At 63.4% G+C, this 11636-nt stretch carries 12 protein-coding genes; 9 read left to right on the top strand and 3 right to left on the bottom strand.

The features are described 5' to 3' along the window. Positions 1-6: 6 nt before the first annotated feature. Positions 7-273 carry a hypothetical protein gene (locus BI327_RS25010; protein ID WP_076863919.1) on the bottom strand — a complete coding sequence of 89 codons (267 nt, stop codon included), beginning with the start codon at positions 271-273 and terminating at the stop codon, positions 7-9. Positions 274-676: 403 nt separating this feature from the next. Here BI327_RS25010 and BI327_RS25005 point away from each other — a divergent pair, with 403 nt between their 5' ends. The 5 genes from BI327_RS25005 (at position 677) to BI327_RS24990 (ending at position 4130) form a co-directional block, all read left to right on the top strand. Next, complete coding sequence (locus BI327_RS25005; protein ID WP_245334923.1) at positions 677-2443, top strand: PAS domain-containing sensor histidine kinase; 1767 nt, start codon at positions 677-679, stop codon at positions 2441-2443. Beyond that, entirely contained in the window at positions 2437-3111 is a 675-nt protein-coding gene (locus tag BI327_RS25000; protein ID WP_076863917.1) for a response regulator transcription factor, read from the top strand. Before BI327_RS25005 ends, BI327_RS25000 begins: the two co-directional genes overlap by 7 nt. A gap of 110 nt (positions 3112-3221) precedes the next feature. After that, the gene (locus BI327_RS24995; RefSeq protein WP_076863915.1) at positions 3222-3596 is read left to right on the top strand and encodes a response regulator transcription factor; all 375 of its coding nucleotides are present in this window, start codon (positions 3222-3224) and stop codon (positions 3594-3596) included. A 13-nt stretch (positions 3597-3609) separates the two neighbouring features. Continuing rightward, positions 3610-3942 carry a hypothetical protein gene (locus BI327_RS42430; protein ID WP_159450487.1) on the top strand — a complete coding sequence of 111 codons (333 nt, stop codon included), beginning with the start codon at positions 3610-3612 and terminating at the stop codon, positions 3940-3942. Continuing rightward, on the top strand, positions 3939-4130 hold the full coding sequence (locus tag BI327_RS24990) for a hypothetical protein (protein ID WP_076863913.1): 192 nt from the start codon (positions 3939-3941) through the stop codon (positions 4128-4130). Before BI327_RS42430 ends, BI327_RS24990 begins: the two co-directional genes overlap by 4 nt. A 174-nt stretch (positions 4131-4304) precedes the next feature. Here BI327_RS24990 and BI327_RS24985 read toward each other — a convergent pair whose 3' ends face one another. Further along, positions 4305-4829 carry a methylated-DNA--[protein]-cysteine S-methyltransferase gene (locus BI327_RS24985; protein WP_076863911.1) on the bottom strand — a complete coding sequence of 175 codons (525 nt, stop codon included), beginning with the start codon at positions 4827-4829 and terminating at the stop codon, positions 4305-4307. 89 nt (positions 4830-4918) lie between these two features. Between BI327_RS24985 and BI327_RS24980 the strand changes: the two genes are divergently transcribed. From BI327_RS24980 to BI327_RS24970, 3 genes are all read left to right on the top strand, one after another. Next, complete coding sequence (locus BI327_RS24980; protein WP_083742217.1) at positions 4919-5281, top strand: DUF1304 domain-containing protein; 363 nt, start codon at positions 4919-4921, stop codon at positions 5279-5281. 206 nt (positions 5282-5487) lie between these two features. Next, positions 5488-6708: an ABC transporter substrate-binding protein gene (locus tag BI327_RS24975; RefSeq protein ID WP_076863906.1), complete on the top strand. Its 1221-nt coding sequence runs from the start codon at positions 5488-5490 to the stop codon at positions 6706-6708. Between the two features lie 524 nt (positions 6709-7232). Further along, positions 7233-8459, top strand: coding sequence for an ABC transporter substrate-binding protein (locus BI327_RS24970; RefSeq protein ID WP_076863904.1), 1227 nt, complete (start codon positions 7233-7235; stop codon positions 8457-8459). Between the two features lie 204 nt (positions 8460-8663). Here the strand turns inward: BI327_RS24970 and BI327_RS24965 are convergent, their stop codons facing one another. Next, complete coding sequence (locus BI327_RS24965) at positions 8664-9089, bottom strand: DUF1330 domain-containing protein (protein WP_076863903.1); 426 nt, start codon at positions 9087-9089, stop codon at positions 8664-8666. Between the two features lie 138 nt (positions 9090-9227). Here BI327_RS24965 and BI327_RS24960 point away from each other — a divergent pair, with 138 nt between their 5' ends. Continuing rightward, a complete protein-coding gene (locus BI327_RS24960) occupies positions 9228-11489 on the top strand; it encodes a transglycosylase domain-containing protein (RefSeq protein ID WP_076863900.1) in 2262 nt (753 codons plus the stop codon). Positions 11490-11636 lie beyond the last annotated feature (147 nt).

Genomic DNA, 11636 nt, shown 5'->3' with positions numbered 1-11636 from the left:
GGTGACCTACGATCCTGGATCCGGCACGCCGGCTTGCGCCTGCAGCGCTGCCAGGCTCGCGCCCAGCAGGGCCAGGTAGCTTGCCTGGTAAACCACAACGCTCAGATCGAACAGGTCGAGCAGATCGATCCAGGCGTTGTCGGCCGGCACGACCGGCGATTGCTTGCCACCGTCAATCACGACGGGCTGGAAGCCGCGGTCGCGTTCCTTGCGCCCTGCATCGTATTCGACGTCATCGGAGCAAAGGATCAGATGCAGGCGAGCGTTCGGCATTTCAATCTCCAGATCGCTGATAGGCGATTGCCAAATCCGGGATGCCTCTAACGTGATCGAGTTACCCAATAAGCGTAGCGGCTGGGAAGAAACCGGCCATTGAACGGAGGTTGATCCGGCCGTTACATTCGGGTGGGGAGAACCATACTTAGGTTTATTCGCAACCTGGGCCTGCGCGCACCGGGCGATTTCGCCTTCCGCGCGACATCGTGCATGCGGGCAGATTGCCCAAGGGCCGCATCATCGATCTCGTCCAAACGTCGAGAAAGCTGCTAGGATGCAGCCTGTTAGGAGGGCGACGTTGTCGCCGCTGATGGTAGCGGTCACCTAGCGACGCAGCGCGGCCCATGATGGCCAAGTGCTCTAGCCAAGCGCTGTGATGGCCAAGTGCTGTGATGGCCAAGTGCTGGTGCTGCCGATGATGCGCATCCCGACCATGAAGTCCTGGTCGGCCGAGCAATGGCTGCTCGGCGGCACGGTGCTGGCCTTGGCGGCAACCTGCATCGGGCTGCTGCTTGGTCCGCAGCCGGCAGCCTCCGCCCACCTGATTGCCCTGGCGTTGCTCGTCGCCTCGCTCACCGCCGCATTGCTGACGATGCGTGTGGCGGGCCGCACCCATCGGCAGCTGGACGCGATCTTGCGCGGCCGAGCCAACGGTGAGGAACGCGCGATCGAGGCGCTGCGCAACAGCGAAGCGCAATGGAAGGAGGTGTTCGAGCACAATCCGGTCATGTACTTCATGGTCGACGCAACCGGCCTCGTGCTGTCGGTCAACACGTTCGGCGCGGCACAACTCGGCTACACCGTCGACGAATTGCTCGGACAATCGGTGCTGCGGGTGTTTGCCGCCGAAGACCACCCGATGGTCCAGCGCAACGTCGCGGCCTGCCTCGACAACATCGGCCAGACCCGCAGTTGGGAAATCCGCAAGGTGCGCAAGGACGGCTCGAGGCTATGGGTTCGCGAAAATGCCAAGGCGGTACGGCGGCTGGACGATCGGTTGATCGTCCTGATCGCGTGCGAGGATATCACCGAGCGCAAGCTCGCCGAAGCCGCGCTGCAACAGAGCGAAATGTACCTGACCGAAGCCCAGCGATTGAGCCACACCGGCAGCTTCGGCTGGCACGTCCCCAGCGGCGAGATCATCTGGTCGGAAGAAACCTTCAGGATCTTCGAATTCGACCGGGTTCCATCGATCAAGCACGCCACGGTGCTGCGACGCGTCCACCCGGATGATCGCGCCCGTGTGCAAAGGACCATCGACCGCGCCTCGCACGACGGCAAGGATTTCGAGCACAGCTACCGCCTGCTGATGCCCGACGGGGCGATCAAATATGTCCACGCCCGGGCGCATGCGGTGACCAACATCTCCGGCGACACCGAATTTATCGGAGCGGTCACCGACGTGACCGCCCGCAAGCGCGCCGAGGCGGAGCTGCATGAAGCGCAGACCAACCTCGCGCATGTCACGCGCGTGACCGCGCTCGGCGAGCTCGCCGCATCGATCGCCCATGAAGTGAACCAGCCGCTTGCCGCCGTGGTCACCAACGCCGCCGCCTGTCTGCGGTGGCTCGACCGGGCGGCCCCCGATCTGAATGAAGCGCGCGGAGCGGTGAGGTCGATCATCAGCGACGGCAACCGGGCAGGCGAGGTCATCCAGCGTGTCCGCGCGCTGGTGAACAAGACCGCCGATCAGAGAGCGGAGCTCGACATCAATGAGGTCATCAACGAGGTGATCGGCCTGGTGCAACATGAGCTGCAGAGGCACCTGATATCCCTGCATCTGGATCTCACGCCCGCGCTCCCGCCCGTTTTCGCCGACCGTATCCAGCTGCAGCAAGTCATCCTCAATCTGGTCCTCAACGGCATCGAGGCGATGCAGCCGGTCACGGACAGGCCGCGCGAGCTCGTGATCCGGACACGCCGCGACGATGCCGGGCAAATCCTGGTCACGGTCAGCGATTGCGGCGTCGGGGTCGCGGCGGAGAATGCCGAGCGGCTGTTCGACGCCTTCTACAGCACCAAGGCCAGCGGCATGGGAATGGGGTTGTCGATCTGCCGCTCGATCGTCGAAGCTCACCGCGGCCGGCTGTCCCTGGTCGGAAATGCCGGGCCCGGCGCGACATTCCAGTTTACCCTGCCACTGCATCAAGAGGATCATGCATGGTGACTGGGCGCGCGGCATCGCCTACCGCTCACGCAAACGCCGAGGACCCGACCGTCTTCGTGATCGACGACGACGCGTCGGTGCGGGATGCGCTGAGCAATCTGTTCCGGTCCGTCGGGCTGCGAACCGTGACGTTCGGGTCGGCTCATGAATTTCTGCAGCACAAGCCGCCTGATGTCCCAAGCTGCCTGATCCTGGACATCAGGCTGCCGCGGTTGAGCGGCCTGGACTTTCAGGCGGAACTGGCGAAGGCCGACATTCACATTCCGATCATCTTCATGACCGGCCACGGCGATATCCCGATGACGGTCAGGGCCATGAAGGCCGGCGCCGTCGACTTCCTGACCAAGCCATTCCGCGATCAGGACATGCTGGACGCGGTCACGACGGCGATCGAGCGCGACAGGAATCGTCGCGACGGGGCCAAGGTCGTCGCAAACCTGCGCGCAGCCTTCGCGACCCTGACCCCGCGCGAGCGCCAGGTGATGACGCTCGTCACGGCGGGGCTGATGAACAAGCAGGTCGCCGCCGAGATCGGTGTGGCCGAGATCACAGTGAAGATCCACCGCGGGCACATCATGCGGAAAATGGCGGCGAAATCGCTGCCTGACCTGGTCAGAATGGCGCAGATCCTCGGGATCGGACCGGCGTCCGGCAGGGCGCAAACCTAAGTATGATTCTCCGGCCCCGATCGGCGACGCACTGTGCCCCTGCGTGATCGCACGAGACCGCCGGCCCCTGCTGCCCGTCCCCAGGAACAACCTTCTTGCCCAACCCGCCAGTGATATCAATCATCGACGACGACTTGTCGGTTCGCACCGCGACCCACAACCTCGTCAGGTCGCTGGGCTATGCGGTCGAGACCTACGCATCGGCAGAGGAATTCCTGCACTCGCCCCACCTGAACGACACATCCTGTGTGATCGCGGATGTCAGGATGCCGACGATGAGCGGGCTCGACCTGCAGAGCCACCTGATTGCCAACGGCCGGCGCTTTCCGTTCATCTTCGTCACCGCCTTCTCCGTCGAGAGCGATCGCCTCCGCGCTTTGCGGGCGGGTGCAATCTGCTTTCTGAGCAAGCCCTTCGACGGCGACACCCTGATCAAATGCCTCGATGCCGCCCTCGCGCGGCACGGCACCGCGCCGGGCGAATGAGCTCAAACCTGCCATGACCGGGCCGGTTATACGCAAGGATGATGCCGCAAAACATCTGGACAAGTTGCGCATCGACGGTGGCGGCGCGAGATTTCGCCGCGCCGTCCTTCGAGACATCGACGGCACGGACAGCATCAGACACTTTGATTGGCAAATGGCAATTCCTCTGAGGGAGGTCGCCATGCGTTCGGAACCGCGCTGTGCCCAGTGTGACAGCGAAGAGCCCAAGATCATCTGCTTGCGAAACCCGGCGGGAGACCGCTACTGCGGACGCCTCTGCCTTTACAAGGGTCAGGAGAACTTCATCCGCTGGTTCACGCGTGCGAATGCGGAGGCAGCGTCATGACGGGCCGTTGCGGAAATCCGGGGTGCAAGCGCCCGTTCGGGCTGATCCGTCACAGCTGGCATTTCGAGCAGTTCTGCTCGGTGAAGTGCCGCGAGATCCACAAGCGGCAATTGGAGCGCGACAAGGCCTATTGGCGATGGCTCTATCCCTGCGCCAGAACCGGCGGCGCGTCGAAGAAACTGGTCTGACGGCAAAAGCCGATAACGCTCAAAGGAGCTGCCATGACGACGGTCGATGCGATGCTGGTAGGAGCGATCCTCGCATGGGTGCCTTCGTTCATCGTATTTCTTTATATCGTGCGTGATCTGCGCAGCATGCCCAGCGAAGATCTGGACTGATTCCTCACAGGCAGATGGAGGGCGCTAGATCTCCACGCCCTCGTGGCGCAGCAGCCAGCGCTTGCGCTCCAGCCCGCCGCCATATTTGACCAGCGAACCGTTGGCGCCGATCAGGCGGTGACAGGGCACGACCACGCTGATCGGGTTCGAGCCGTTGGCATGGCCGACCGCCCGCATCGCGTTCGGCACCTTCAACTTCGCCGCCAGCGCGCCATAGCTCATGGTGGTGCCGTGCGGAATCTTCGGCAGTGCGTGCCAAACCTTCTGCTGGAACGGCGTGCCGGCGACGCGCCATTCGACATCGGTCAGCCGATCAAGATCGCCCTTGAAGTAATCGCCGAGCGCCTTTCGCATCGTAGCCGGCGCGCTTCCGTCCCGCAGCGTCACCGCGCCATAGTGCAGCCGCAGCAGTTCGAGCATCCGTCCTTCATAGTCGTCCCAGTCGAGCGCGCGCAGCACGCCGTCATCATCGGTCACCAGCAGCGCGGTGCCGATCGGCGTCTTGAGTCGGTCGAGATTGAAGGTCTGCGCGGTCTTGCGGTCGGCCATTGTCGTCACTCTGGAAACAGGTCGCTCCGGATACAATTCACCGCCCGCGTGCTAGCGTCCACCCGAATTCCGGTGAGGGGGACCGAACGATGCTTCTGTTTGCGAATATCCTGGTCGCGGTAGTCGCCGCGCTGCACATCTATTTCCTTGTGCTGGAAATGTTTCTCTGGACCAAACCGCTCGGGCTGAAGACGTTTCGCAACTCGATCGAGAAGGCAGCTGATTCCGCGGTGCTCGCCGCCAATCAGGGGCTCTATAATGGCTTCCTCGCCGCAGGCCTGATCTGGGGCCTCGTGCACGGCAATGCGAGCTTTGCGCTCCAGATCAAAACATTCTTCCTGCTCTGCGTGATCGTCGCCGGCGCCTATGGCGCCGCCACAGTCAGCCGCCGCATTCTTTATGTGCAGGCAGCTCCCGCAGCGCTGGCGCTGATCCTGCTCTGGCTGGCGTAAAGCGCGGGCGCGCTTTCGTTTTCTTGCGCATGATCCCCTCGGAAAACAGCTTCACAGTTTTCCGGCTCATGCTCGAACGCGACATCGCGCGCAGGGTGCATCGCCTTGCAATGCTCCCGGCGTTCCTCCATCATCCCTGACAACGGTGACATCCGCTGGCCCACCGCTTGCGGACAAGATCACCGGCAACATGGGAGGTCACGGACATGAGGAGCGTGCAATTGCTCGCTGCGACAGCGCTTGCCATCGCGTTGTCGGCTACATCGGCCGCCGCGCAGAAGAAATACGACATCGGCGCGACCGACACCGAGATCAAGATCGGCCAGACCGTGCCGTTCTCGGGCCCGGCATCCGCCTATGCCGGCATCGGCAAGACCCAGGCGGCCTACCTCAAGATGATCAACGATCAGGGCGGCATCAACGGCCGCAAACTGAACTTGATCCAGTATGACGATGCCTATTCGCCGCCGAAGGCAGTCGAGCAGGTGCGCAAGCTGGTCGAAGGCGACGAGGTGCTGTTCACCTTCCAGATCATCGGCACGCCATCAAATGCCGCCGTGCAGAAATACCTGAATGCCAAGAAGGTGCCGCAGCTGCTCGCCTCCACCGGCGCCTCGCGCTTCTCCGACCCGCAGAATGCGCCATGGACGATCGCGTTCAACCCGAACTACCAGTCGGAGGGACGCATCTACGCCAAATACATCCTGGCCAATCACCCGAATGCCAAGATCGGCATCTTCTACCAGAACGACGATCTCGGCCGCGACTACATCACCGGCCTGAAGAGCGGGCTCGGCGACAAGGCCGCCAGCATGATCGTCGCCGAGGTCTCCTACGAGCTGACCGACCCGACCGTCGATTCCCAGATCGTCAAGCTGAAGGCCGCCGGCGTCGACCTGCTCTATGACGCCTCGACGCCGAAATTCGCCGCGCAGGCGATCCGCAAGGTCGCGGACCTGGACTGGCACCCGGTGCACATCCTCGACATCAATGCGAGCCCGGTGTCGGCGACGCTGAAGCCCGCGGGTCTCGACATCTCCAAGGGCATCATCTCGACCAACTACGGCAAGGACCCCGCCGACCCGCAATGGAAGGACGATCCCGGCGTGAAGGCCTATTTCGCCTTCATGGACAAGTATTATCCGGAAGGCGACAAGCTCAACACCGTCAACACCTACGGCTACTCGACCGCCGAGCTCTTGATCCAGGTGCTCAAGCAATGCGGCGACGACCTCACCCGCGAGAACCTGATGAAGCAGGTGACCAGCCTGAAGAAGTTCGTGCCGTCGCTCGCGCTGCCCGGCATGTCGATCACGACCGGACCGAACGACTACCGCATCAACAAGCAGATGCAGATGATGAAGTTCAACGGCGAGCGCTGGGAGCTATTCGGCCCGATCATCGAGGACACCGGACCGGCGGGCTAACGCCCGCGGCGCAAAACGTCGTTCCGGTTCAACTGGTCAAACACCTTGTTCGGTGTCATCACCCGCGCATGCGCATGCGGGTGATCCAGTATTCCAGAGACGGCGGTTGTTGAACCGATGGGCCGCGGCGTACTGGATCGCCCGGTCGAGCCGGGCGATGACACCTGAGAGTGGGGACAAGATTCTCTCCCCACGTCGTCCCTGCGAAAGCAGGGACCCATACTCCGCGGCGGGACGTGTGAACGGGACTCGTCGTTCCAGCATCTCCCCCCAATGACCATTCGTGGTTATGGGTCCCGGCCTTCGCCGGGACGACACTGACTATGCCGGCCAAGCTGCGCCGGCCCCTTTTTGCACCGCCCCCTACTTTGGTTGACTGAAATCGCTCACCTTTTCGGCATTGCTCGTCTTGCGTCGCAGCAAGCGTTCCGCCAGTATCCCGGCCCAGCGATGGCGACCGCGGGACCTTGAACCCGCGGACAAGATCATCGGCAAATCATCAGTCACGTGAGGGAAACAGCATTATGAGGAACGGGATTTTCCACCTGGTCACGGCAACGGCGCTCGCGATGGCGCTGTCTGCAAATTCGGCCTCCGCGCAGAAGAAATACGATCCCGGCGCGAGCGATACCGAAATCAAGATCGGCCAAACCGTCCCCTTCTCCGGACCGGCCTCCGCCTACGCCTCGATCGGCAAGACCCAGGCGGCCTATTTCAAGATGATCAACGATCAGGGCGGCATCAACGGCCGCAAGATCAATCTGATCCAGTATGACGACGCCTATTCGCCGCCGAAGGCCGTCGAGCAGGTGCGCAAGCTGGTCGAGAGCGACGAGGTGCTCTTGACCTTCCAGATCGTCGGCACGCCGTCGAACGCCGCTGTGCAGAAATATCTCAACGCCAAGAAGGTACCGCAGCTGTTCGCCGCCACCGGCGCCTCGAAGTTCACCGATCCGAAGAACTTCCCGTGGACGCTCGGCTTCAACCCGAACTACTTCGTCGAAGGCCGCATCTACGGCCAGTACATCCTGAAGGAGCATCCGAACGCCAAGATCGGCGTGCTCTATCAGAACGACGACCTCGGCAAGGATTACCTGAACGGCATCAAGGCCGGCCTCGGCGACAAGGCCGCCAAGATGATCGTGGCCGAAGCCTCCTATGAAGTCTCCGACCCGACCATCGATTCCCAGGTGATCAAGATCAAGGACGCCGGCGCCGACCTGTTCTTCTCGGCCTCGACGCCGAAGCAGGCGGCGCAGGCGATCAAGAAGATTGCCGAACTCGGCTGGCATCCGGTCCACATCGTCGACATCAACGCCACCTCGGTCGGCGCCGTGCTGCAGCCGGCGGGCCTGGAGGCCTCCAAGGGCCTGATCTCGACCAACTACGGCAAGGATCCGGCCGACCCGCAGTGGAAGGACGATCCGGGCATGAAGCGCTATTTCGACTTCATGGCCAAGTACTATCCCGACGGCGACAAGAACTCGAACTTCAACACCTATGGCTACTCGACCGCCCAGCTGATGGTGCATGTGCTGAAGCAGTGCGGCGATGATCTGACGCGCGAGAACGTGCTGAAGCAGGCCACCAACCTGAAGAACGTCGAGCTCGACATGGCGCTGCCCGGCATCAAGGGCAACACCGCGCCGAACGACTATCGCGTCAACAAGCAGCTGCAGATGATGCGCTTCAACGGCGAGCGCTGGGAGCTGTTCGGCCCGATCCTCGAGGACGCCGGCCCGGCGGGCTAGCGGTTCGTGCAGGTTTGAAATGCAATCGGCGGCCTCCGGGCCGCCGATTTGGTTTTGGGGAGTGCACACCTGTTCTATCCCCGTCACCCTGAGGAGCGCGTAGCGCGTCTCGAAGGGTCGACGGCCACTAGCGGGGGTGCATCCTTCGAGACGCCGCTTCGCGGCTCCTCAGGATGACGGGATAAGCATCTCGCGGGCTCGCAGCTACTCCGGAATCTCACCGAAATTCTTGCCGACCGGCAACACTGCATGCCGGATCAGCCGCGAATCCTCCACCGCGGCCTGACGGTGCTTCACCGCCTCGCGATAGACGGGATCGCGGATCATCTCGACGAAGGCGGCGACGCTCGGATACTCGGCGATGAAGCAGTGATCCCAGCGCTCCTCTTGCGGACCGATCAGCATCAGCTCGAAGCGGCCCTGCCAGATGATGCGGCCGCCGAGCCGTTCGAACACCGGCCCGCTCTCGCGGCCATACGCGGCATAGGCCTCCGCGCCGGTGGCCTTGCGGCCGTCGGGATAGGCGGCCGATTCGCGCAAGCGCACCAGATTGAGCATGTGGATCGGGCCCGGCCGATCGTTGTCCCGGAACTGCGCAAACACATCTTTGGTCGGATCGATATGGCCCATGCGGTGCTCCCTGCTTCTTGTTCCAGCGTCATATAGCAACGCGCTGCCTCACCTCCTAATCCCCCGTTAAGCTTTGCGTAACCGCCCCTTAAACCGGGAACGTTAGCGTGCACGCCTGTAAGGGTGTGAGCGTTGCGGATGGCCTGGGGAAGTAAAAAAGGCGGTGGACGCAAGGAGCCGCTGTTCGGGCTTCCGGCTGCGCTTGCCGACCTCCGACTATCGCCCTCCGATCGCATTCCCGGCGGCGGCGACGACAAACCCGCCAAATCCAAACCCAAAGGCAGCGACAAGAGCAGCAGCGAGACCGGTAGCGAGAAACCGCGCCCGTCGCGCAGCGGCAGCAAGCGGCGCAGCAAGTCGCGCGGCTTCGGCATCGGCCGGCTGTTCTATTGGACCGCGGTGCTCGGCCTGTGGGCCGGCATTGCAGTGATCGGTGTCGTGGTGTGGGTCGGCGCGCACCTGCCGCCGATCCAGTCGCTGGAAATTCCCAAGCGTCCGCCGACGATCCAGATTGTCGGCATGGACGGCAGCGTGCTGGCGCAACGCGGCGAAATGGCCGGCGCCAACATCGCGCTGAAGGATCTGCCGCCCTATCTACCGAAGGCATTCATCGCCATTGAAGACCGCCGCTTCTATTCGCATTTCGGCGTCGACCCGGTCGGCATCCTCCGCGCGGCGGTGACCAACATCCTGCATCGCGGCGTCTCGCAGGGCGGCTCGACGCTGACGCAGCAGCTCGCCAAGAACCTGTTCCTGACCCAGGAGCGCACCATGCAGCGCAAGCTGCAGGAGGCCGAGCTCGCGCTGTGGCTGGAACGCAAGCATTCCAAGAACGAGATTCTCGAACTCTATCTCAACCGCGTCTATTTCGGTTCCGGTGCCTACGGCGTCGAAGCCGCGGCGCAGCGCTATTTCGGCAAGTCGGCGAAGAACATCACGCTGCCGGAAGCCGCGATGCTGGCGGGCCTCGTCAAATCCCCGTCGCGGCTGGCGCCGAACCGCAATCCGGAAGGCGCCGAGCAGCGCGCACAGGTCGTGCTCGCGGCGATGGCCGATGCCAAGTTCATCACCGAGGCGCAAGCGAAGGCCTCGATCGGCCAGCCTTCGATCGCGGTCAAGCCGGCCGGCGCCGGCACCGTGAACTATGTCGCCGACTGGATCGGCGAAGTGCTCGACGATCTGGTCGGCCAGATCGACCAGGACATCATCGTGCAGACCACGATCGATCCGAAGCTGCAGAACGTGGCCGAAGCCGCCGTGATCGACGAGCTCGCCGCCAAGAGCGTGAAGTTCAATGTCAGCCAGGGTGCGCTGGTGGCGATGACGCCCGACGGCGCGGTGCGCGCCATGGTCGGCGGCCGGAACTATTCCGAGAGCCAGTATAATCGCGCGGTCACCGCGAAGCGGCAGCCGGGCTCGGCGTTCAAACCGTTCGTCTATCTCACCGCGGTCGAGTCCGGGCTGACGCCGGACACCATCCGCACCGACGCGCCGCTCGACATCAAGGGCTGGAAGCCGGAGAACTACACCCACGAATATTTCGGCTCGGTGACGCTGACCCAGGCGCTGGCGATGTCGCTGAACACGGTGGCGGTGCGGCTCGGCGTCGAGGTCGGCGCCAAGAACGTGGTGCGCACCGCGCACCGGCTCGGGATCTCTTCCAAGTTGGAGCCCAACGTCTCGATCGCGCTCGGCACCTCGGAAGTGTCCGTGATCGAGCTGGTCGGCGCCTATGCGCCATTCGCCAATGGCGGCTACGCCGTGTCGCCGCATGTGGTGACCAGGATCAAGACCAGCTCGGGCAAGCTGCTCTATGACCGCCCCAACGATCCGCCCAACCAGGTGATCGAGCCGCGCTATGACGCGATGATGAACAGCATGATGCGCGAGACGCTGATCTCGGGCACCGCGCGCAAGGCCGAAATCCCCGGCTGGACCGCCGCCGGCAAGACCGGCACCAGCCAGGATTATCGCGACGCCTGGTTCATCGGCTACACGGCCAAGCTCGTCACCGGCGTCTGGCTTGGCAATGACGACAATTCGCCGACCAAGAAGGCGACCGGCGGCGGGCTGCCCGTTGAAGTGTGGACCCGCTTCATGAAATCGGCGCATCAGGGCGTGCCGGTCGCGGCGATCCCGAACTCGCAAGGCAGCTGGGCACCGGCCAACCTGATGCAGATCTCGTCGCAGATCTCGGCACCGTCAGCGCCGGCAGCACCGATGCAGATTCAGCCGCCGATACAGGCCGCGCCGCCCGCACCGGTCTCATCCGGCGGCGGCTATTATCGCCAGCCGCCGCCAACGCCGGCCCGCGCCTCGGCGCCGCCGCCTAACCCGCATGCGCGGCCGGAGGCTGCGGCGGGACTCGATGGCTGGCTGGCGGATCGGTTGTTTCGGTAGGCTTTAGACGCACGGTCTCACCACAACGCCAACTGTCATCCCCCGCGAAAGCGGGGGATCCAGTACGCCGCGGCTTATCGGTTGAACACAAAATGTCTCTGGAATACTGGATCGCCCGCTTTCGCCGGCGATGACAGCAGAGACTGG

This window comes from Bradyrhizobium mercantei, from assembly GCF_001982635.1.
Lineage (GTDB): Bacteria > Pseudomonadota > Alphaproteobacteria > Rhizobiales > Xanthobacteraceae > Bradyrhizobium > Bradyrhizobium mercantei.
The sequence above is the reverse complement of the archived record's forward strand: the minus strand, read 5'-3'. Positions and strand labels throughout refer to the sequence as shown.